The sequence below is a fragment of the Sphingomonas trueperi genome (genome assembly GCF_011927635.1).
GTDB lineage: Bacteria > Pseudomonadota > Alphaproteobacteria > Sphingomonadales > Sphingomonadaceae > Sphingomonas > Sphingomonas trueperi.
This window is the reverse complement of sequence record NZ_JAATJB010000002.1, coordinates 240211-260793: the sequence shown is the minus strand read 5'-3', so window position 1 is coordinate 260793 and position 20583 is coordinate 240211. Positions and strand designations below refer to the sequence as shown.

General features: G+C 66.8%; 20 protein-coding genes. 10 read left to right on the top strand and 10 right to left on the bottom strand.

Annotated features, from left to right (window positions below; all coding sequences use genetic code 11):
• Positions 1 to 7: 7 nt before the first annotated feature.
• From GGR89_RS04585 to GGR89_RS04575, 3 genes are all read right to left on the bottom strand, one after another.
• A complete protein-coding gene (locus tag GGR89_RS04585) occupies positions 8 to 1657 on the bottom strand; it encodes an O-antigen ligase family protein (RefSeq protein WP_125975720.1) in 1650 nt (549 codons plus the stop codon).
• A gap of 22 nt (positions 1658 to 1679) precedes the next feature.
• Complete coding sequence (locus GGR89_RS04580; protein ID WP_241213485.1) at positions 1680 to 2930, bottom strand: oligosaccharide flippase family protein; 1251 nt, start codon at positions 2928 to 2930, stop codon at positions 1680 to 1682.
• Positions 2931 to 3038: 108 nt separating this feature from the next.
• Positions 3039 to 5057 carry a LamG-like jellyroll fold domain-containing protein gene (locus GGR89_RS04575; RefSeq protein WP_125975718.1) on the bottom strand — a complete coding sequence of 673 codons (2019 nt, stop codon included), beginning with the start codon at positions 5055 to 5057 and terminating at the stop codon, positions 3039 to 3041.
• A 226-nt stretch (positions 5058 to 5283) separates the two neighbouring features.
• Here GGR89_RS04575 and GGR89_RS04570 point away from each other — a divergent pair, with 226 nt between their 5' ends.
• Positions 5284 to 6237: a glycosyltransferase family 2 protein gene (locus tag GGR89_RS04570; protein ID WP_125975716.1), complete on the top strand. Its 954-nt coding sequence runs from the start codon at positions 5284 to 5286 to the stop codon at positions 6235 to 6237.
• Positions 6238 to 6292: 55 nt separating this feature from the next.
• On the opposite strand, the gene GGR89_RS04565 is transcribed toward GGR89_RS04570, so the two are convergent.
• Positions 6293 to 7177, bottom strand: coding sequence for an EpsD family peptidyl-prolyl cis-trans isomerase (locus GGR89_RS04565; protein WP_125975714.1), 885 nt, complete (start codon positions 7175 to 7177; stop codon positions 6293 to 6295).
• Positions 7178 to 7314: 137 nt separating this feature from the next.
• On the opposite strand from GGR89_RS04565, the gene welK reads away from it, so the two are divergent.
• Both welK and GGR89_RS04555 read left to right on the top strand, forming a co-directional pair.
• Positions 7315 to 8364 (top strand): beta-1,4-glucuronosyltransferase WelK, encoded by a 1050-nt coding sequence (gene welK, locus GGR89_RS04560; RefSeq protein WP_125975712.1) that lies wholly within the window; start codon positions 7315 to 7317, stop codon positions 8362 to 8364.
• Positions 8361 to 9227, top strand: coding sequence for a glycosyltransferase family 2 protein (locus GGR89_RS04555; RefSeq protein WP_125975710.1), 867 nt, complete (start codon positions 8361 to 8363; stop codon positions 9225 to 9227). The genes welK and GGR89_RS04555 overlap by 4 nt, the downstream gene beginning before the upstream one ends.
• Positions 9228 to 9270: 43 nt before the next feature.
• Here the strand turns inward: GGR89_RS04555 and GGR89_RS04550 are convergent, their stop codons facing one another.
• Both GGR89_RS04550 and GGR89_RS04545 read right to left on the bottom strand, forming a co-directional pair.
• Positions 9271 to 10662, bottom strand: coding sequence for an ATP-binding protein (locus GGR89_RS04550; RefSeq protein WP_126001867.1), 1392 nt, complete (start codon positions 10660 to 10662; stop codon positions 9271 to 9273).
• Between the two features lie 94 nt (positions 10663 to 10756).
• On the bottom strand, positions 10757 to 11008 hold the full coding sequence (locus tag GGR89_RS04545) for an XrtV sorting system accessory protein (RefSeq protein WP_167712770.1): 252 nt from the start codon (positions 11006 to 11008) through the stop codon (positions 10757 to 10759).
• A gap of 363 nt (positions 11009 to 11371) precedes the next feature.
• Between GGR89_RS04545 and GGR89_RS04540 the strand changes: the two genes are divergently transcribed.
• From GGR89_RS04540 to epsI, 6 genes are read left to right on the top strand one after another with little or no spacing between them, the layout of a single operon-like run.
• Positions 11372 to 12571: an outer membrane beta-barrel protein gene (locus tag GGR89_RS04540; RefSeq protein ID WP_241213484.1), complete on the top strand. Its 1200-nt coding sequence runs from the start codon at positions 11372 to 11374 to the stop codon at positions 12569 to 12571.
• A gap of 35 nt (positions 12572 to 12606) precedes the next feature.
• A complete protein-coding gene (locus GGR89_RS04535) occupies positions 12607 to 13488 on the top strand; it encodes an SLBB domain-containing protein (RefSeq protein WP_241217950.1) in 882 nt (293 codons plus the stop codon).
• Positions 13489 to 13522: 34 nt separating this feature from the next.
• A complete protein-coding gene (locus tag GGR89_RS22760) occupies positions 13523 to 14863 on the top strand; it encodes a GNVR domain-containing protein (RefSeq protein WP_125975704.1) in 1341 nt (446 codons plus the stop codon).
• The gene (locus GGR89_RS04525) at positions 14863 to 15573 is read left to right on the top strand and encodes a CpsD/CapB family tyrosine-protein kinase (RefSeq protein WP_125975702.1); all 711 of its coding nucleotides are present in this window, start codon (positions 14863 to 14865) and stop codon (positions 15571 to 15573) included. The genes GGR89_RS22760 and GGR89_RS04525 overlap by 1 nt, the downstream gene beginning before the upstream one ends.
• Positions 15574 to 15583: 10 nt before the next feature.
• Positions 15584 to 16468 carry an exosortase V gene (xrtV, locus tag GGR89_RS04520; protein WP_125975700.1) on the top strand — a complete coding sequence of 295 codons (885 nt, stop codon included), beginning with the start codon at positions 15584 to 15586 and terminating at the stop codon, positions 16466 to 16468.
• Positions 16452 to 17162 carry an exosortase-associated protein EpsI, V-type gene (epsI, locus tag GGR89_RS04515; protein WP_125975698.1) on the top strand — a complete coding sequence of 237 codons (711 nt, stop codon included), beginning with the start codon at positions 16452 to 16454 and terminating at the stop codon, positions 17160 to 17162. Before xrtV ends, epsI begins: the two co-directional genes overlap by 17 nt.
• A gap of 43 nt (positions 17163 to 17205) precedes the next feature.
• Here the strand turns inward: epsI and lysA are convergent, their stop codons facing one another.
• From lysA to GGR89_RS04495, 4 genes are read right to left on the bottom strand one after another with little or no spacing between them, the layout of a single operon-like run.
• The gene (lysA, locus tag GGR89_RS04510; RefSeq protein ID WP_125975696.1) at positions 17206 to 18492 is read right to left on the bottom strand and encodes a diaminopimelate decarboxylase; all 1287 of its coding nucleotides are present in this window, start codon (positions 18490 to 18492) and stop codon (positions 17206 to 17208) included.
• A gap of 30 nt (positions 18493 to 18522) precedes the next feature.
• Positions 18523 to 18789, bottom strand: coding sequence for a hypothetical protein (locus GGR89_RS04505; RefSeq protein ID WP_125975694.1), 267 nt, complete (start codon positions 18787 to 18789; stop codon positions 18523 to 18525).
• On the bottom strand, positions 18786 to 19298 hold the full coding sequence (locus GGR89_RS04500) for an SAM-dependent methyltransferase (protein WP_125975692.1): 513 nt from the start codon (positions 19296 to 19298) through the stop codon (positions 18786 to 18788). Before GGR89_RS04500 ends, GGR89_RS04505 begins: the two co-directional genes overlap by 4 nt.
• Positions 19299 to 19308: 10 nt before the next feature.
• Complete coding sequence (locus GGR89_RS04495) at positions 19309 to 19575, bottom strand: hypothetical protein (RefSeq protein WP_125975690.1); 267 nt, start codon at positions 19573 to 19575, stop codon at positions 19309 to 19311.
• Between the two features lie 232 nt (positions 19576 to 19807).
• Between GGR89_RS04495 and GGR89_RS04490 the strand changes: the two genes are divergently transcribed.
• On the top strand, positions 19808 to 20572 hold the full coding sequence (locus tag GGR89_RS04490) for an SDR family NAD(P)-dependent oxidoreductase (RefSeq protein ID WP_125975688.1): 765 nt from the start codon (positions 19808 to 19810) through the stop codon (positions 20570 to 20572).
• Positions 20573 to 20583 lie beyond the last annotated feature (11 nt).

Here is a 20583-nt window from a genome sequence, read left to right as displayed (position 1 = left end):
GAAACGGTCAGTGCGTGCCGGCACCAGCCGCCGCCATTCCCCCTGGGATAGGATCTCCCCGATCCCGCAGGCGCGCCCTGTAGAGCGTCGCCAGAGACAAGCCGAACAGAATCACGAAGAGCGGATCATTGTCGCTCTGCGCCAGCACGAGCCGGGTCGAAATCAGTACCGCCAGCGATATCGCGATCGCGAACTCGGCAGGAAAGGGTGATGTCGCGTCGCGCAAGCCTGCGCGGAACAGGCTGACGATAGAGAGCAGCAACGTCCCCATCCAGGCGAGGAAGCCGAAAACACCGACGTCGGCGCAAAGCGCGACGAGCCCGAGATCGATCGTCAGCGTGCCGTCCGGCGTGCGCCAGTTGATCGCGCCACCGCCCTGCCCCGGGCCATAGCCCAGCAGCGGCCGGCGCGCGATCACGGGCACGGCCATGTGAAATTGTGCGCTACGCGCATCGGTGCTTGCCTGTGCCGCGCCGCCGCCCAGCACGCGGATGTGGATCGCCGGCACGAATATCACCGCCAGCATCAGCGCAACCATCAGCGCGGGGTAGATCATCGTCGCGGAAATGCCGATCATGTCCCCGCGGGCGTTACGCCAGCGGTGGATGCCCCAGCACAGCCCGAACAGCGCGTGCGCCGCGATGAACCCGACGAGCGAAAGGCGTGCGGTCGACAGCACCGCAGAGTACAGGATGAAGGCGTCGAACGCGACCCACATCAGCCGCATCGGCCAGGTCTTCGCGTTGAGAATCCGGAACAGGATGAAGGGGGTGGTCAGCGCGAGCAATTCGCCATAGGCGAGCGGAGTCGTATAGGTGGTGATCACGCGGTAGGCGCCACGGATGTGCGGCTGAATCAATTGCTGCAGCACCGCATCCTCGATGCGGAGGAAGCTGGGGATGTGCCCCAGCCACAGCACGTGCTGCGTGCGCGCCTCGAGAACGCCGATCACCATCAGCGCGAACACCACCAGGGCGAGCCGGTTGACCAGCCACGGCACGCTCTTGCCGCCCGGCCCGAACAGCCAGATCGTGGCGAAGCATACCGCGGTCGAGGTGAAGGTCATATGGACCCAGCGCCCGATCGTTTCGCCCGGCGCGACCGAGAAGATCGTCGCCAGAAACTGGATGATGAAGAAACCGATCAGCAGGCGCGACAGCCAGGGCGAAGCACGCAACACCTCCGCCACCTGCTGCCGGAAGGGCTTGGAGATCGACAGGCATATCATCAGGATCGCGGTCAGCACGAAACCGAAAAGGCGACGCATCGAGATCCAGGGCAGACCGCCCACCGCGATCGCCAGATAGTTGGGCCAGGCGATGAAGACGATCACGAACGCGGCGTATACACGGGTGAGCGCGCGAGTCGGCGCGGTCCTCGCTTCGGGCAGCGCCCATACCACCAGCATCGCAAGCAGCGCGAGCGGCGCCGCCGCGCCCACCAGCAGCGAAGGCGGCAGGATCGCGACGAGAACGCCGTAGACGATGGCGAGCAGGACGATGCCGGTGAGCAGCGCCAGCTTGCGCAGCGCAACCGACCAACCGGGCCGTTCCGGATGATAGACGGGCAGCACGTCACGGCCCGGACGCAGCAGCGCCCGGAATGGCGCGTCCAGGCGCAGGGCACCGCGGCCGAGGGTCATCTTCGAACGTCGCACGGCCCCTGCCAACCAAGCCTCCTCAGAAAATCGGAACGCCAAGGCGCCGGACTGCTATCATGGACGCCAGCCGCAAGAACAGCAACGGGCCCAGGATCGCAATCGCCGCGCCCAGCGCACCATAAGGCGGAATGAAAATCAACGAGAGAACCGTACCGATCACCGCCGAGATCGTCGTCAGGACGACGGTGAGGCGTTCGCGGCTCGCCATCATCAGCACGCTGCCGCTGGCGGCGAAGACCAGGCTGAACACCTGGCCCAGCACCATGATCTGCATCGCAGTGGCACCGGCGGTGAACTGTGCACCGAAAATCCGCATGATCCACTGCGGCACGACCAGCACCGCCAGCGCGAGCGGCGCCGAGATGAGAATGAGGCCGAGGATGGTCAGCCGGAGGATACGGCCGATCCGGCGCAGGTCGCCCTGCCGATAGGCGACGGCGAATACCGGCTGCAGAATCGTTTCCGAGGTCGCCGAAAACAGCTTCAGCGTCGCGGCGATCTGGTAGCCGACACGGAACAGCCCCGCCTCGGCCGGGCCGTGCGTCGCGGCGAGCATGATCGTCGCGAACCAGTCGGTGAACACGTTGTTGAGGTTGGCGACGAGGATCAGGAAGCCGGGCTTGAGCAGCGATTCCTCCAGCGGGACGCGCGGCTGCCAGCTTCGCACCGCCCGCGTATAGAGGAAGGTCGCCAGCGCCGCGGTGATCAGCCAGCCGATCAGATAGAGCTGCGAGGGGAACACCGCGCTCACCGGCACGCCCATCACCAGCACGACGGCGAGCACCAGGCTGCCGAACGACGTCGTCAGCGGCCCGTCGATGAACTGCGACAGACCGATCCATTTCACCCCGCGCAACACGGTGGAAAGCAGCCGGCAATAGACCATGATGGGAATGATCAGCGAGAGTACCATCAGGCTCTTCGCCATCGCCGGGCTGCCGATCAGGTCGACCGCGATCTGCCAGTGGAACAGGACGATGACCGTCGTCAGCGCGAGTCCGGCGGACGTGCCCATCAGCAACGCATGCCGCGCCGCAGCACGCGCCCGCCCGGTCTGGTCGAGCGCGAGGTGGACCGACACCGAGCGCACCAGGATAGCGTCCAGGCCGAGCAGCGACAGCGTCACGCACAGCTGCACCGTGGTCAGCGAGGTGCCGAAGGTGCCGACGCCCGCGGCCCCGGCAATGCGCGCCAGCAGGAAAGTAAAAAGAAAACTGGTGGCGGCACCGAGGCCCTTGACCCCGAAGCCCACCACCATTTGGCCGCGCACGCCGCGCAGATGAAAGTTTTCTAACTTCAAAGCGAGCGCCCCCAAGAAACTGCCCCGCGCTTAAGACAAGCTATCGCACGGGGCAACCCACCCAGAGACGGCCCGTTTTTAGCCGTGGTACAGGTCGAGCGCGGCCAGCCGCGGCGTGGTCAGCATCGAGAAGGGCGACGTGCTCGTGTAGCGCGACCCGCTCGCACTGGCGTTGGCCAGCGCGGTCGCCAGCGGCGAGACCGAGGTACCGGTCGTGCCGAAGGCGCTGACGAGGCTCAGCGTCGCCGGCGAGGCCATCGCACCGCCCCAGGCGGTGCTGCCCGCCAGCGTCGCGGCGGTGTCCGCCACGCCCTTCGCCACCATCGCCTTGAGCGTTTCCGCCGCGGTCGCCGGCTGGCTCACCGTGCCGCCGGCATTGAGCGCCAGGATCTGCGCCTGGCTGAACGCCGTCTCGCGCATCTCGACATCGCCGACCGCGCCGCTGAACGCTGCGGTGAACGGGCTGCCGACGTAGAGGCCCCAATATTCCTGCTGGCGCGTGCTGCCGGACATAGTGGCGCTGCCCACCGCCTTCCCGTCGACATAGAGCGTCGAGGTGCCTTCGCTCTGATAGCTCAGCGCGATCTTGTGCACCGCAGTATCGGTGATCTTGGCACCGCTCGTCGTCATGGTGGAGGTGACGCCGGCGTCGTTGGTCATCGTGAAGGTCAGCTCGCCGTCGGCACGCAGCGCGATGTTCCAGCTCTTGTAGATGCCGATGATCTGGCCGGCCGGCGCGGTCTGGCCGTCGCGCTTCATGTCGAAGTTCAGCGTGAAGGCCGAAAGGTTGAAGAGCTGCCGCGACGTGCCGCGCGACAATTCCATGCCCGCCCCGGTCTTGACGCTCAGCATGCCGTTTTTGATCCGGCTGGCAGCGAGCGGTGCCACCGTCTCGTCGGTGCTCCACTCCGAGGCGTCGACCACGCCCTTGGCACCGAACGAAAGATCGAGCAGCAGCCGCGGCAATGCTGCGGGCTTCGGGGCGGCGAGTTGCTCTGCGACCTCTTTGGTAAACTGGCTGGCAGCTCCGGCCAGGTTCTTGCCGGTGTGGTAGCCCACCTTGAACGGCGCATTGTCGTACATCAGGCCGGCGATCGTCGCCTTGCTGCCCTTGTTGAGATCGGCGATCTGCCGAACGATCGCCGGATTCTTGACCAGTTCGATATTCTGCTGGGCCGTGACGTTGTTGGTGCCTTCCATGAGAATCGCGTCGGTCAGGTTGTTGGACACCGTGCCCGAAACATTCTCGATGCGGATCCAGGTCGACTTCTCGTCGGTGATCGACGTGATCGTGTTGTTGGTGACCTTGGCACCCTGAGTATTCTCCAGGTTGATGCCGTGATACATCCCGCTCAGATAGATCAGATTGTTATCGATCGTGACGTTCTTGAACGGCATCGTGCCGACTTCGTCCTGCATGTAGAAGCCCTGCGTACCACGGCCGTTCCCCTGGAGGACGACATTGTTCGTGATCGAGATGTTGCTGCTGCCATAGGCGCGGCCCATCGTCATGAACTGAATCGCATCGGGATGCTCGTCGTTGACCGGGTATAGCCCCTCGAAGCGATTGTCGTCGATGACGACGTTCTTCATCTCGGAAAAGTTGCTGTGATCGCGCCGGTTTTCGAGGAAGCTGTTCCCGCGCACGAGCATCGTGTCGACGCCGCGCACGTCGAGACCAATAACGAAATGGTCGATGGTGGAATTGATCAGCTTGTTGTTGGTGCCGCCGCGAATGGCGAGGCCGTAGCCGAGTGCGTTGCTGGGATCACCGGTGCCGCCGCTGAAATGCACGCCGTCGATGGTGATGTTGCTCGACGACAGGACCCGGTTCGCGGTCGCGAACTCGTCGGTCGGCCGCGTCGGGCGGACGACGTCAAAATCCTTGAGGGTGATGTTGCTCGAATTGGTGAGCCATACCGTGCCCACCACCGCCTTGTTGTTCGTGTCCAGCGACTGGATGGTGATGTTCGACGCGGGCTTGATGCCCGTCATCGTGATCGAGCTGTACGTCCCCGGCGCGAGCAGGATGACATCGCCGCTCTTGGCGTTCTTGATCGCCGCATCGAGCGCGGCCTGAGTATTGACAACCGGCATGTTGAGCTACCCTTACATTACTCGTCGACCCCAAATCGACGTACGATTCCCTCACTGCGAGAATTGTCACAAGGCCATGAAATAAGTGGTGTAATTGCGTGGTGTAAAAACACTTAATGGCATGCGTTACGCGGTTGTTCGGAGCATTCCGGATACCGTCCCCAACGAGGTGTTTCGTTGCCGCGGCGTCTCGACGCTGCAACGCTTTGCGGATAGAGTTATGCGCATGAGCACCGAAGCAACGCCGCACGTCTCCGTCTTGGTGGTCGCCTATCACTCGACCGATTTCATCCGGCAGTGCGTGGCCGGCATCGCCGCCGCCGCGCCGACGACGCCGCATGAGATCCTGATGATCGACAATGGCGGCGGCGATACCGAAGCACTGGTGCGCGCCGAGCTGCCCCAGGTCCGGATCGTGCCCTCCGAGGGCAATATCGGCTTCGGCGCCGGCAATAATCGCTGCGCCGCACATGCGCGCGCGCCGCTGCTCCTGCTGGTCAATCCGGATGCCGTGCCGCAGCCGGGAGCGATCGACCGGCTGGTCGCCTTCGCCAGGGCGACCCCCGAGGCCGCCGCCTGGGGCGGCCGCTCCTACGACCCGGCCGGCAATCTCGACGCGGCCAACTTCCTGGCGCTGCCGACACCCGGCGATTTCGTGCTGTCGGTGGTTTCCGCCGGTCGCCTGCGCCGCGGCGGTCTGCCCGCGGAGGCGACCACGCACGGCCCGGTCGACGTGCTCAACGGCGGCTTCATGATGGTCCGCGCCGATGTGTGGCGCGAGATCGGCGGCTTCGACGAAAGCTTCTTCCTCTATTCGGAGGAAGTCGACTTGTTCAAACGCATCCGCGACAAGGGCTATGCCGTCCTGGTCGATCCGGAGGTCAAGGTGATGCACGATGCCGGCAGCGGCCATTCGTTGTCGGCCGGACGGATCATGTTCATGACGATCGGCCGGATGCATTATGCCCGCAAGCATTACAGCCCCGGGGGCGCAATCGTCGCGGGCTGGGGAATCTGGTTCGCCGCGCTCAAATATGCCGTGCTCGGCAAGCTGCTGGCGGGGGTGGTGCCGGGAAAGCGCGAGCGCTTCAAGACGGTGAGCCGCGCCTGGACGCCGATCGTCCGCGAGCGGCAGCGCTGGTGGTACGGCTATCGCACCGGGAACGAAGGCCGCAGCTGAGCCGCGGCCGGTCCGAAACGGGGTGGCGCCGCGAGGCCCCACCCCTTTTCGTTTGTCACTGCGCGGCGGGGCTGGCCGCCGGCGAGGCCGTGCCGCCCTGCATCTGCGGGGGAGCCTGGTAGCCGGGCTGATACTTCACCGTCGCCCGCGCCTTCTTCAGCCGCTCGTTGAGCTGCGCGTCGGCCGCCTTGCTGAAGCGCTCGTTGCGCAGCGCGTTCAGCGCCAGCGCATGGGCCTGGTCGGCGGGTACCGGCTGCACCGTCGTCGCGGTGATCACGTTCGCGGTCAGCCCCTGCTGGGTCGGCAGGATGAACATCTCCGCAGCCGGGAGCGCGGCGATCTTGCCCGCGATCTCCGGCGGCAGCGCCGCGGTGTCGAGCTGGGTCGGCGCGCGGCGGAACTGGGTACCGTCGGCGGTCAGCTTGGCAGCGAGCTGGTCGAGCGTCTTGAGCGGCGCAAACTGCTTGAACTTGTCCGCCGAGCTGGGTGCCGGGAAGACGATCTGATCGATGCTGTAGATCTTGCGCTGCGCGAACCGGTCCGGATGCGCCGCCTGATACTGGGTGATCTCGGCCTCGGTGGGCTGGGCGACGCCGCCGGCGATCTTGTCGCGCAGCATCGTCGTCAGGATCAGCTCGTCCGCACGGCGCTGCTGGATCAGGAAGGCCGGGGTCTTGTCGAGCTTCTGCTCGCGCGCGATCTTCGACAGGATCTTGCGCTCGATGATGCGCTGCAGCGCAAGCTGCTCGGCCAGCTTGCGGTCGGTCCCGGCCGGAGTCGGCGCCGCCTGCACTTCGGCGTTGAGCTCGAAGATCGTGATCTCGTCGCCATCCACGCTGGCGACGACCTGGCCCTTGTCGAGCTTGCCGTCCTTGCTGCCGCATCCGGATACGGCCAGCGCAGCCGCAGCCGCCGCCGTCACCAGGAACCATTTCTTCATGAAAACCTCCCCGCCGGCACGGAATTGCGCACGGCACAAACTTCTACTTGAACCTATTCGGGCGGGCGGGCATCCGCAATAGTGTTGGCAGTGCAGCATGGCTCCCGCCGGGAGACAGATGGTACGAAGGGGACGACATGGCAGACGCGACCGCGACGGAACAAAATACGGGCAGGCCGCTCAAGATGTGCCTCGCCGCCTCGGGGGGCGGGCATCTTCGCCAGATCCTCGATCTGGAATCGGTTTGGAAGGAGCATGATTACTTCTTCGTGACCGAAGATACCGCGCTGGGCCGCAGCCTGGGCGAGAAGCACCCGGTCGAGCTCGTCGAGCATTACGCGCTAGGCCAGGCGCGGCTCGGCCATCCGCTGCACATGGCCGCCGGTGCCTGGCGCAATTTCCGCCAGAGCCTGGGCATCGTCCGCCGCCAGAAACCCGATGTGGTGATCTCGACCGGCGCCGGCGCGGTGTTCTTCACCGCGCTCATCGCCAAGCTCTCGGGCGCCAAGTTCGTCCACATCGAGAGCTTCGCGCGCTTCCACCACCCCTCCGCCTTCGGCAAGATGGCCAAGCCGGTCGCAACGATCAGCTTCGTCCAATCGCCCGCGCTCAAGAAAATCTGGCCCGATGCGGAGCTGTTCGATCCGTTCCGGATGCTCGATACGCCGCGGCCGCCCAAGCAGGAACTCACCTTCGCCACGGTCGGCGCCACCCTGCCCTTCCCGCGGCTGGTGCAGGCGGTGCTCGATCTGAAGCGCGCCGGCGGGCTGCCCGGCCGGCTCGTGCTGCAGCACGGCGACCAGGACCTGGAGGACCCGGGCATTCCCGGCGTCGAGATCTGCCGCACCATCCCGTTCGACGAGTTGCAGCTGCTGCTGCGCGACGCGGACATGGTGATCTGCCACGGCGGCAGCGGCTCGCTGGTCACTGCGCTGCGCGCCGGCTGCCGCGTCGTCGCCTTCCCGCGCCGCTTCGATCTGGGCGAGCATTATGACGATCACCAGGAGGAGATCTCGCAGACTTTCGCCGATCGCGGCCTGCTCCAGTCCGTCCGCGACGAAACCAAGCTGGGCGAGGCGGTCGCCGCCGCCAAAGCGGCCGAGCCGAAGTTGGCGACCACCGACCAGACCGCGCTGGCCAACCGGCTGCGCGAACTGTTCGCAGGCTGGGGAGCGAAGAAAAAATGAGCACGCCCCGGATCAGCGTCGTCCTCCCCCACTACAACGATCTGCACGGGCTGGCGCTGTGCCTCGATTCGATCGACCGGCAGACGATCGACCGTGACGCCTATGAGATCATCGTCGGCGACAACGCCTCGCCCTGCGGCATCGAGGCGGTCGAGGCGGTGGCCGCCGGGCGCGCGCGGGTGGTGACGGTCACCGAAAAGGGCGCAGGCCCGGCGCGCAACGGCGCGGCCGCGGAGGCCTGCGGCGAGATCCTCGCCTTCATCGACAGCGACTGCGTGGCCCAGCCGGGCTGGCTGGCGGCGGGCGCGGCAATGGTGCAGCCCGGCACCTTCCTCGGCGGCCACATGTTCGTGCTGCCGCCCGAGGGCAAGCTGACCGGCAGCGCCGCGGTGGAGCTCGCGCTGGCGTTCGACAATGAAAGCTATGTCCGCAAGTCGCAGTTCACCGTCACCGCCAACCTGTTCGTGATGCGCACGGATTTCGAGCGGATCGGCGGCTTCCGCACCGGCGTCTCCGAAGACATCGAATGGTGCAACCGCGCAGTACGGATGGGCATGAAGATCGACTATTGCGGCGATGCCTCGGTCGGCCATCCGCCGCGCCCCGACTGGAACGCGATGCTCAAGAAGACGCGCCGCATCCAGCGCGAGCTGTTCCTGCTAAGCCTGGAGCAGCCGCGCGGCCGGCTGCGCTGGGTGGCGCGCTCGGCGATGCAGCCGGTGTTCATTCCCGGAGACTATGCGCGGATCCTGCGCACCCCCGCGACCCAGGGCGCGCGCGCCAAGGCATTGGGAACGCTGATCGCGCTCCGCTTCTGGCGCGGCGGCGCGGGACTGTTGCAGGCGATCGGGCTGCCGATCTGAACGAGCATGCAGCGAGGGGGCACCCGGCCCCCTCGCCCGCGCATCACACCGTCGCGAGCACGTCCTCGAGCGTGCCGCTGTCGAGCCGCAACCGGCCGACCATCAGCCACAGATAGATCGGCAGCGTGTCGTCGGTGAAGCGGAAGCGACGCTCGCCGTCTTGCATCTCGGTCTCGAGGCCCAGCTGGACGGTGAGCCCGGCCAGTTCCTGCTCGACCTGCTGCGCGGTGATCGGCGCCCCCGGGAGCAGTTCCACGACCGCGCGTCCGCCGAACCAGCCGTCAATCGAGCGGGATGCTTCGCCGAGCGCGGCGAGCAGCGGATCGTAGCGGCCGCCGACGAACTTGCGCATCTCCAGCACGGTGCGCGGCGCCATCCGACCTTCCATCTCGACGATCGCGGCATCGAGCGCGCGGCGCAGATGGCCCTGGTCGACGGTGAGCCGGCCCTGGTCGAGCGCCTCGGCCGCGGCATGGTGGCAGAGCAGCCGCGCGAAATAGGGCGAGCCCAGCGCGAGCAGATGGATGATTCTGGTCAGGTTCGGATCAAATCGCACGCCCGAGGCGGTTTCGCCCAGCGCGATCATTTCCTGGACTTCGCTCTCCTCCAGCCGCGGCATCGGCAGGCCGATCACGTTACGGCGGATCGACGGCACATAGCCGATCAATTCCTGAAGGTTGGAAGCGACACCTGCGATCACAAGCTGGACCCGTGCGGCGCGATCCGACAGGTTCTTGATCAGCTCGGCGACCTGCTGGCGGAAGGCGGTGTCCTCGACGCGATCATATTCGTCGAGGATGATCAGCACCCGCGTGCCGGTGATGTCGGCGCACAGATCGGCGAGCTCGCCGGCGCCGAACTTGCCTGCGGGCAGGCGATCGGCGACGCTGCCGCCGCTCTCGGCCTCTCCCGCATTGGGAGCCACGTCGCGGTGGAACAGCAGCGGCACGTCCTGCAGCACCGCGCGAAAGAGATCCGAGAAGTTCGCGTTCGAACCGCAGGTCGCATAGCTGACGATGTAGCTGGATTCGCGCGCGACGTCGGCGAGCACGTGGAGCAGCGAGGTCTTGCCGATGCCGCGCTCGCCATAGAGCACGACATGGCTGCGCTGGCTCTCGATCGCCGAGATCAGCCGGGCGAGCACGCCCAGCCGCCCGGCGAAGCTGGAACGATCGGCGACCGGCTGGGTCGGCGTGAAATAGGTCGCCAGCGCGAAGCGGGCACGGGTGATCTCGCGCCGCTCCTCGCGACGGCGATCCAGCGGACGATCCAGCGCCGAGGCACGGAAGGTCGGGAAATCGGGGCGCAGCCGGCTGGTGCCGTGCGCGTCCCGATGCGGCACGACGGTCGCGGCGATCGGGAGATAGCCATCGTCCTCGGGTACTTCGCGGCGCCCGAAGGGCCACAAGAACTTCAGCGCGGAACCTAAAGCCACTCGACCACCTCTTTAAAAATATGCCGCCGGCAAGCCGGGGCGAACCTGGGCTCGCGCCTCAGGACATCCTCTTCACGAATCGCCGTCCACTTTTTCAGCGACGCTTGATGAATTCGTACGGCTTGATCACGAACGCTATATACGCAAGCACCAGAACGATCGTGAGAATCGCGAACACATGATAGTTCTCGTTCCCCAAATAGTTCGCCACGGCGCAGCCTATCGCCGGCGGTAAATAGCTGATCATGGTGTCGCGGACAACCGAATCGGCCTGAGAACGTTGCAGGAAGATAACGATCAGGCCGGCGAATATCGCGATTGCGACCCAATCATATGGCGTCTGCATGCATGTCCTTTCCATTCACCGCAGGAATCGAAGGACTTCCCGCGGCGTTCGCACCTGCACTAGCAGTGCGCGGGGCAACTCGCTAGATGCTCGCGAATGTGATAATAGCCCGTTAAGCAACCACCGCCTCGAAATGGGAGTTTGCGCTTGGCTCGACGTTTTTCCGGAAGGAAAAACGGTCGGGGGACAGGGCCAAGGCAGGTTCCGGCGCCTTTGCCAAGGCGTTGATCCGGTTGCTTGTATTGGAGGCCATTGATAATGAAGCGAGCACCCGGGGGGACCATCGTGCGAGAACACGACATTCAAAAGGCTGAAAATGCGCGCCTGACTGGCCGCTTCACCCTATCCTGTGGTCTGGTCGCAATGTTCGCGACTGCAGCATGGACCGATCCCGCATTGGCACAGCGCACGGCGTTCACGCCGCGTCCGAACACGAGCGGTCGGCAGATCGACGTGCGGGCGAGCGCGATGATCGAGTACAACGACAACGTCGTGGTCAGCGATCCGCGCATCAGCGGCAGGGGCGACGGGACCGACGACGTGCTGGCGGCACCGTCGCTGGACCTCAACATCGTGCTGCCGCGGGCGACCGGCACCACCTATCTCGCCGGCTCGGTCGGCTATCGGTTCTACAGCAAATACACCAACCTGAACCGCGAGAACATCTCGCTCACCGGCGGTGCCGACCAGCGGCTCGCCTCGTGCCTCGTCCATGGCGAGATCGGCTATCAGAGCCGAATCAGCGACCTGTCGAGCCTCTACGTGCTCGATTCGCCGGACGCCTTCCGCAATACCGAGGAATCGCGGCGCTACAGTGCCGATGTCGGCTGCGGCGGCCCGTACGGGCTGCGTCCGACGCTGGGCTATTCGCGCACCGAAGTGCGCAACAGCCAGGTCACCCGGAAATACGCCGATTCGGACATGGATACCTTCACCGCGCAGCTCGGGCTGCAATCGCCCTCGCTGGGCACGATCTCGGTGTTCGGCCGCTATTCGGACAGCACGTACGTCCATCGGCCGGCCCCGGCCGGCGGCGGCGAGGACGGCATCAAGAGCTATGCGGCGGGCGTCCAGCTGGAGCGCAGCGTGTCCAGCCGCCTCAACTTCCGCGGATCGGTGAACTACACCAAGGTGGATCCGAAGCTTTCCGGCACGGACAGCTTCTCGGGTGTCGGCTTCGATCTCTCGGCGCTCTACAACGCCGACCTGTTCACGGTGCAGCTGGTGGGATCGCGCGCCGCGCAGCCTTCGGTGCTCTATTTCGTCAGCTACGAGATCATGACCAACCTCGGGGCGACGATCACCCACGATCTCACCCCGCGCACCAAGCTGTCGGTCTTCGCGAACAAGACGTGGCGCGACTATGCCTCGTCGAACCGGTTCGTAGGTGCCCCAATTTCGGGCAACGACAACATGTTGTCTCTGGGTGCCAATGCGTCCTACGACGCGACTCGGCGCATCCGCTTCGTGCTGGGTGCGGGCTATGACGAACGGACGTCGAATCTCCGGCTTTTCAAATACCACGCCAAACGGGTCAATCTCACGGCCTCGCTGGCGCTCTGACAAGGGCCGCATACATGTACGACAAGGGTAGGTTTATGTTTGTCTCGGCGTTCGCCGGCATGACCGCGCTCGCGGTGCCTGCCGCGGCGCAAATTGCCACGACCCGTCCCGCCGCCCCGGCACGTTCGCGTCCTGCCGCTGCCCAGCCGCAGCAGCAGGCGCCGGCGACGCCGGTGCAGACCGCCACCCCTGCCGCGCCGATCTCCTCCGGGTCGGCGCCGGTTGGCTACGTCATCGGCGTCGACGACGTGCTCGAGGTGGACGTGCTCGGCCAGAGCGACTTCAAGACGCGCGCCCGCGTCCAGTCCGACGGCACGATCACCCTGCCCTATCTGGGCGCGGTGCAGGCCAAGGGCGAAACCGCGATCACGCTGGTCAAGAAGGTGCAGGATCTGCTGAAGGCGGGCGGCTATTACGCCAAGCCGATCGTCAGCGTCGACATCGTCACCTTCGTCAGCAACTATGTGACCGTGCTGGGCCAGGTCGGCACCGCCGGCCTGCAGCCGGTCGACCGCGGCTACCATGTCTCGGAGATCATCGCGCGGGCCGGCGGTCTCAAGCCCGATGCGGCCGACTTCGTGATGCTCACCCGCGCCGACGGCACCAACCTCAAGCTCGACTACAAGAAGCTCGCCCAGGGCGGCCCGGAGGACGATCCCACCGTCGCCGCCGGCGACAAGGTTTTCGTGCCCGAAGTGGAGCGGTTCTACATTTATGGCCAAGTCAACGCGCCTGGGGTATATCCGATTCGGGCGGATATGACTCTCCGCCGCGCGGTCGCGCAGGGCGGCGGTCTTGGACCGGCCGGCTCGATCAAGCGGATCAAGGTCACGCGCGATGGCCAGGAGATCAAGTTGAAGTTGGACGACCCGATCAAGCCGGGTGACACGATCGTCATCGGCGAACGGTTGTTCTGATCCACGCAATGTTGGCAGCGGACGAGGCGCACCAGTGAATATCACCCAATTCTTCCGCATTCTCTGGGCACGCCGGTGGATCATCCTCCCGGCCTTCCTTGTCTGCGTCACTACCGCGACCCTGGTGGTGCAGTTCCTGCCCGAGCGCTACCGCGCGACCACCAGGCTGGTGATGGACACGTTCAAGCCGGACCCGGTCACCGGGCAGGTCATGAACTCGCAGTTCATGCGCGCCTATGTGCAGACCCAGACCGAGCTGATCGAGGATTACGGTACCGTCGGCCGCGTGGTCGACGAGCTGGGCTGGGCCAATGATCCGGCGAACATCGCCGCGTTCAACGCCTCGCCCGCGGCGGCGACCGGCGACATTCGTCGCTGGCTCGCCAAGCTGATCATCGAAAATACCAATGCGAGCGTGATCGAGGGGAGCAACATCCTCGAGATCTCCTATTCCGACAGCTCGCCGGAACGCGCCGAGCGGATCGCCAACATGATCCGCACCGCGTTCCTCGCCCAGTCGCTGTCGAACAAGCGGTCGGCGGCCGCCAAGTCGGCAGACTGGTACGCCCAGCAGGCCGAATCGGCGCGCCAGGCGCTGCTCGCCGCGGTCGAGGCGCGCACCGCCTTCGTCAAGAAATCGGGCATCGTCCTCACCGATACCGGCACCGACATCGATACCCAGAAGCTGTCGCAGCTGAGCGGCCAGTCGGCGGTGCCGGTGGCGCCGGTCGCGGGCGGCGGCATGGGTCCGGCGCAGCTCCAGCTCGCCCAGATCGACCAGCAGATCCAGCAGGCCGCCACCAATCTCGGCCCGAACCACCCGGCCTTCCAGGCGCTGCAGCGCCAGCGCGAGGTTTATGCCCGGGCGGCGGCGCAGGAACGTGCCCAGGCCGGCGGCGGCGCGGGTTCGGCGCAAAGCCAGCTTCAGAGCGCGGCCAACGCCCAGCGTGCCCGCGTGCTCGGCAATCGCCAGGACGTGGACCAGCTGAACCAGCTGCAGCGCGACGTCACGCTGAAGCAGGACCAGTATATGAAGGCCGCGCAGCGCGTCGCCGACCTTCGTCTCGAGGCGAGCAGCAACGACACCGGCATGTCGACGCTGAGCGAAGCCAGCGCGCCCGACAGCCCCTATTCCCCCAAGGTGCCGATGATCATCGGCGGCGCCGCGGCGTTCGGCCTGGGCCTGGGCCTGCTGATCGCGCTGCTCGTCGAGCTGCTCGGCCGCCGCGTGCGCAGCCCCGAGGATCTCGAAACCGCCGTCGACGCGCCGGTGCTGGGCGTGGTGCAGAGCCGCGCCGCGCTCGCCGCCCGCCTTCGCCGCGCCCATGAAACTCTCGGCGAAACCGCCGAACCGCACGGAGCTGCAGTAAACTGATGGACGCGATGACCACGCCCGAACCGCTGCCCGAAGGCGATCGTCCGAGCGCCGTGCCGACGACGCCGGACACCACCGCCGCGCTCGAATATCAGCTCGTCCTGTCCGATCCGACGGGGATCGAGGCCGAAGCGATCCGCGCGCTGCGCACCCGCATCATCGCGCAGCACCTGCGCGAGGGGCGCCGCGCGCTGGCGATCTGCGCCGCCGCCGAAGGCGCCGGCTGCAGCTTCGTCGCGATCAACCTGGCGACCGCGCTCGCGCAGATCGGCATCAAGACCGCGCTGGTCGACGCCAATCTCCGCGCGCCCGCCGTCGGCCCCGCCTTCGGGATCGACCCGGCCAAGCCGGGCCTGGCCGACTATCTCTCGTCCGGCGACGTCGAACTCGCCGCGATCATCCACCCGACCGGCCTCGACCAGCTGTCGATCATCCCCGCCGGCCATGTCGAGCACAGTCCGCAGGAACTGCTCTCGTCCGAACAGTTCCGCGACGTGACGACGCAGTTGCTCCGCGAGTTCGACATCACCATCTTCGACACGACCGCGGCCAATACCTGCGCCGATGCGCAGCGCGTCGCCAACGTCGCCGGCTATGCGATAATCGTCGCGCGCAAGGACAACAGCTATATACGCGATGTAAACACGCTGACCCGTACGCTGCGCGCAGATCGTACCAACGTCGTCGGTTGCGTGCTGAACGGATATTGATTTGGACCATATGACCGCGACCGCTCTCGAGCGGCAGCAGAGCAGGACGAGCGGCGGCTATTGGTTTGCCATTGCCGGCCTGCTGGCGCTGGCGATCCCGACCTTCGTCACCCTGGGCCGCCAGGTGTGGAGCGCCGAAGGCGGCGTGCACGGCCCGATCGTGCTCGCCACCGGCGCCTGGATGCTCGCGCGCCAGCGCAGCTCGATCGAGGCGCTGCGCGCGCCGGGCAATCTCGCGGTCGGCGGGCTGCTGCTGCTCGCGTCGCTGATACTCTATTCGCTCGGCCGGATCTTCGACTTCATCAGCATCGAGACGCTCGGACTTGTCGGCGCGGTGATCAGCGCGGGCTATCTCTATTTCGGCGGCCGCGCCCTGCGCGCCGCCTGGTTCCCGGTGCTCTGGCTTTTCTTCCTGGTGCCGCCGCCGGGCTGGGCTGTCGACCGCGTCACCGCGCCGCTCAAGGAGTTCGTCTCCTATGCCGCGACCGGCTTCCTCTCGTGGCTCGACTATCCGATCCTGCGCCAGGGCGTGACGCTGTTCGTCGGCCCCTACCAGCTGCTGGTCGAGGACGCCTGTTCGGGCCTCCGCTCGCTCTCCAGCCTGGTCGTGGTAACACTGCTGTACATCTACATCAAGAACAAGCCCTCCTGGCGCTATGCGCTGTTCATCGCGGCACTCGTGATCCCCGTCGCGGTGCTCACCAACATCCTGCGCATCATCATCCTGGTGCTGATCACCTACCATATGGGCGACGAGGCGGCGCAGAGCTTCCTCCACGTCTCCACCGGGATGGTGATGTTCGTGGTGGCGCTGCTCTGCATCTTCGCGATCGACTGGGCGGTCGAGCAAACCCAGCTGTTCCTGCGTCGGAGGTCCCATGTTCAACCGGCGTGACCTGCTGATCGGGGGCGGCTGCTTCGCCGCGGCCGGCGCTTCGCTGGGCCTCAAGCCGCGGCGCCGCATGGACCTGCTTGGCGCGACCAAGCTCGACACGCTGATGCCGAAGGCATTCGGCACCTGGAAAGCCGAGGATACCGGCGCGCTGATCGCGCCGCCGCGCGAAGGCAGCCTGGAGGACAAGCTGTACAACCAGGTGGTCAGCCGCGCCTTTTCGCGCCCCGACGGCACCACGGTGATGCTGCTGATCGCCTATGGCAACGCACAGACCGATCTGCTCCAGCTGCACCGGCCTGAGGTCTGCTACCCGTTCTTCGGCTTCACCGTGCTGGAAAGCCATCCGGAGATGATTCCGATTGCCGACACGGTGGCGATTCCGGGCCGCGCGCTGACCGCGACCAATTACAACCGTACCGAGCAGATCCTCTACTGGGCGCGGGTGGGCGAATATCTGCCGCAATCGGGCAACGAGCAGCTGATGGCGCGGCTGAAGAGCCAGATGGCCGGCTGGATCGTCGACGGCGTGCTGGTGCGCATCTCCACCGTCACCAGCGAGGCGGCGGAAGGGCTGGCGGCGAACCTGGATTTCGCGCGCGAGCTGGTCAAGGTGCTCGACCCGCGGGTGCTGCGCCCGCTGCTCGGCACGCAGATGACCGCGGCGATCGAACCGCACCACCAGGCTGGGGCCTGATCGAAATGGGGGCGGTTTCGGTGCCGCCCGCCCCTCTCTACCGTCAGCGACCGACCGCTGCCCGTTGGCCGCTGACGGCCATCCAGCGCGGTACGCGTTGCGGGCGGGCCAGCGCTGCCGGCATCCGGTCCGACCCGACATCAAAGCGGTCGCCATCGACCCAGAGCTCGGATACCAGCGCGCGGGCGTTATAGGTCGAGGCCATCGCCGCGCCGTACGCGCCGGCGGTCGCCAGCACCGCGAGGTCGCCTTCCTCGACGCGATCGATGGCGCGCGGATGGGCGAAGCTGTCGCCGGATTCGCACACCGGCCCTACGACATGCGCGGCGAAGTGCTCCCTGTCGCGAGGCCGTACCGCTATGAATTCGTGCCACGCGTCGTAGAGCGCCGGCCGCGCCAGGTCGTTCATTGCCGCGTCGACGATCACGAACGGATGGGGCTGGCCCGGCTTGACCCACAACACCCGGGTGAGCAGCACCCCCGCCTGCGCGACGAGGAAGCGACCGGGCTCGAACAGCAAGGTGACGTCCCAGCCTTCCGTCTCGCGCGCGACCATGGCACCACAGGCCGCGACATCCGCACCCGGCGCGCCCGCGCGATAGGAAACGCCGAGCCCGCCGCCGAGATCGGCATGGGTGATGCAATGCCCGTCGGTCCGCAGCGCCGCGACGAGTGTCCCCGCGCGGCGATAGGCGGCCTGCAAGGGCGAAAGGTCGGTGATCTGGCTGCCGATATGCACCGCCAGTCCCTGAAGGTTGAGCCCCGGCAGCGCGGCGAGACGGTGGTACATCCCGATGGCTTCCGGATAGGGGATGCCGAACTTGCTGTCGGTCAGCGCGGTGCTGATCTTGGCATGGGTCTGCGCGTCGACCAGCGGATTGACCCGCAGCAGCGCCGTCGCCCGCATCCCGCGGGCGCAGGCGAGCGCCGAGAGCACCTCGCCCTCGCGCGCATGCTCGATGTTGAAGCGGCCGATCCCGGCATCGAGCACCGCCCCCATTTCCTCCCGCGTCTTGCCGAGCCCCGAATAGACGATGTCGGCAGGCGCGATACCGCCGGCCTGTGCCGCCTGCAGCTCGCCGCCCGAGACGATGTCGGCGCCGAACCCGAACCCTGCCAACGTCGGCAGGATCGCCGGGTGCGGATTGGCCTTCACCGCGTACAGCAGTTGCTTGCGCGCGATCGGCGCCAGCGCATCGACGAAGCTGCGCGCCGCGTCGTGCAACGCGGTGGCGGCGTAGACATAGGCAGGCGTGCCCGCGGCGTCGGCGATCACCGGCAGCGGCACGCCCTCGACGTGGAGCACGCCGTCACGCATCTGGAAAGACATGGAGAGTCCTTGGTTGAGGATGCGGCCAGGTCAGCCGCGCGGCGGACGGCCGGTGCGGCGCGCCTGCAGCCGTTCGGGTAGGTGCCGGTGGCGGCTGCATTCGACGCGAATCGCCAGCGACGCACGCTTGCCCTGCACCACCAGCACCAGGCCGAGTATCGCGAGCGGGAAGCCGAGCAGCAGCAGCGTCCCCGCCCCTTCCGGTCCGCTGATATCGGTCAGCGTGCCCGCCAGCCCGCCCGCGATCAGCAGGAAGGCGCCGACGCCGCGCCAGCGGCGATCGCCCTGACGGCTCATTGCCCTGCCGCCCGGCGAGGACCGCCCAGCGTCATGTCCCCGGCACGGCGCGCCAGCGCGGCAAAGCGTGCCATCTCCGATCGCTCCGCCGCATAGAGCAGGATATCGGCAGGAAAGGCGGCTTCCTCGCGCAACGCCGCTTCAACGCTGCCGCGCTCGAACTGCACCTCGATCGCCAGGTCCGCCATCGCCGCTGCGGCGCGGCGGGCTCGCGCAAGCGCTGCGGCATCGCCGTCCACCCCCCGCGCCTCGATCGCGACGAAGCCGAGCGCGCGGGCTCGCCCCAGTGCCGGCAGCAGCAGCGCACCGTCACCGCACGCGGCATCGACGATGCGGACGCTCCGGCGCCCCGCCGCGCGCAGCATCTGCAGCTGCGCGAGCACCGCCGGCCAGCGCAGGTCGCGCGCGGCGACGGCCTCGGCGGCGCCGCACAGCGCGTGGCGGATGATGGCGGAAAGCGGCGTGCCGGATCGCACCGGCGGGACGGCATAGGCATAAGCGAGGTCCATGGCCGCCTCCTCAGGCCGCCCGGCGCGGCGTGCGTTCCTCGGCGCCGACCGGCGCGAAGGAGATCCACGGCACCAGCGGCTGCCCCGCCTCGGCACATTCGGCGCCGGGAAAGCCGTGCCGCTCGGCCCGCGCGAACCGCCACGCCGCCTCGCGCGAGACGAAGCGGCCTTCCATCAGGCCGTGATTTTCCTGGACCAGCCAATGCCCCTCCCGGTCCTGCCCCACCCAGAGGATGGTGGCCGCCGGATCGGGTTCCGCAACGAGATCGGACGCCATGACGAACACACTCCTACAAGCGCCGCCTCCCGGTGGAGCCGGCACTCGCAAGCTAGGCAGTGCCCGCATTAAGCTTCGAGAGCGAAGCCGGCCGCGCGGCGTTAGGATTGCATAAAGTCGGGTGCCGCGCACGCGGCGCGCCTACCGCTGCAACCGAACAGCGCGAAACGCCACGTGTCCGTAAGGCGCCGCCGCCATGCCTACGCTCCACCCCCTCCCTAGGAGCACTATCATGCAGGCACCGGCCGACAGCTTTCGCAGCGATCTTTTCGCGGGCAAGATCATCCTCGTCTCAGGTGGATCGAGCGGCGTGGGCCTTGCGCTCGCCCGCGGCTATGCGGCGCTCGGCGGAACCGTGCTCGTCACGGGCACGTCGGAAGCGAAGCTGGAGGCCAATCGCGAGGACGCAGCCAATCAGGGGATCACATTCCTGCGGCTCGACGTGCGCGACGACGCAGCGATTGCCGAACGGGTGGCGCAGCTTCCCCGCCTCGACGTGCTGGTGAACGCTGCCGGCATCCTCTCGGTCGATGCGCCGTTCGACGAGGCCACCTATCTCGACGTGATCGACGTGAACCTGCATGGTGCGCTGCGACTGGCGCTGGCGGGGGAGCCGCTGCTCGCCCGCTCGGGCGGCAATATCCTCAACATCGTCTCGATGATCTGCTTCACCGGCAGCCCGGCGATGGTGGCCTATACGGCGAGCAAGTCCGCGCTGAAGGGGCTGACCCACACGCTGGCGCACCGCTTCGGCCGCGACGGCATCCGCGTCAACGCGATCGCGCCGGGGTTCCACAAGACGGCCATGTCGGCACCGGTATGGTCCGACCCGATCGTCTCCGATCGCGTCGTCCGCCGCACCGCGCTCGGACGCTGGGGCGAGGTCGACGATCTCGTCGGGCCGGCCTTGTTCCTGTCGTCACCCGCCGCAGCCTATGTCACCGGCGAGACCTTCGTCGTCGACGGCGGCTGGCTGAGCGGATCGGGTCTCGACTGATTTCCTCGGGC

Excerpts from the sequence above, each read along its gene's own strand:
- GGR89_RS04575 (WP_125975718.1), bottom strand. The coding sequence starts at position 5,057 with ATGCCGGTTGTCAATACTCAGGCCGCGCTCGATGCGGCGATCAAGAAC.
- GGR89_RS04570 (WP_125975716.1), top strand. The coding sequence starts at position 5,284 with ATGAGCACCGAAGCAACGCCGCACGTCTCCGTCTTGGTGGTCGCCTAT.
- GGR89_RS04565 (WP_125975714.1), bottom strand. The coding sequence starts at position 7,177 with ATGAAGAAATGGTTCCTGGTGACGGCGGCGGCTGCGGCTGCGCTGGCC.
- welK (WP_125975712.1), top strand. The coding sequence starts at position 7,315 with ATGGCAGACGCGACCGCGACGGAACAAAATACGGGCAGGCCGCTCAAG.
- GGR89_RS04555 (WP_125975710.1), top strand. The coding sequence starts at position 8,361 with ATGAGCACGCCCCGGATCAGCGTCGTCCTCCCCCACTACAACGATCTG.
- GGR89_RS04545 (WP_167712770.1), bottom strand. The coding sequence starts at position 11,008 with ATGCAGACGCCATATGATTGGGTCGCAATCGCGATATTCGCCGGCCTG.
- GGR89_RS04540 (WP_241213484.1), top strand. The coding sequence starts at position 11,372 with ATGTTCGCGACTGCAGCATGGACCGATCCCGCATTGGCACAGCGCACG.
- GGR89_RS04535 (WP_241217950.1), top strand. The coding sequence starts at position 12,607 with ATGTTTGTCTCGGCGTTCGCCGGCATGACCGCGCTCGCGGTGCCTGCC.
- GGR89_RS04525 (WP_125975702.1), top strand. The coding sequence starts at position 14,863 with ATGGACGCGATGACCACGCCCGAACCGCTGCCCGAAGGCGATCGTCCG.
- xrtV (WP_125975700.1), top strand. The coding sequence starts at position 15,584 with ATGACCGCGACCGCTCTCGAGCGGCAGCAGAGCAGGACGAGCGGCGGC.
- epsI (WP_125975698.1), top strand. The coding sequence starts at position 16,452 with ATGTTCAACCGGCGTGACCTGCTGATCGGGGGCGGCTGCTTCGCCGCG.
- lysA (WP_125975696.1), bottom strand. The coding sequence starts at position 18,492 with ATGTCTTTCCAGATGCGTGACGGCGTGCTCCACGTCGAGGGCGTGCCG.
- GGR89_RS04505 (WP_125975694.1), bottom strand. The coding sequence starts at position 18,789 with ATGAGCCGTCAGGGCGATCGCCGCTGGCGCGGCGTCGGCGCCTTCCTG.
- GGR89_RS04500 (WP_125975692.1), bottom strand. The coding sequence starts at position 19,298 with ATGGACCTCGCTTATGCCTATGCCGTCCCGCCGGTGCGATCCGGCACG.
- GGR89_RS04495 (WP_125975690.1), bottom strand. The coding sequence starts at position 19,575 with ATGGCGTCCGATCTCGTTGCGGAACCCGATCCGGCGGCCACCATCCTC.
- GGR89_RS04490 (WP_125975688.1), top strand. The coding sequence starts at position 19,808 with ATGCAGGCACCGGCCGACAGCTTTCGCAGCGATCTTTTCGCGGGCAAG.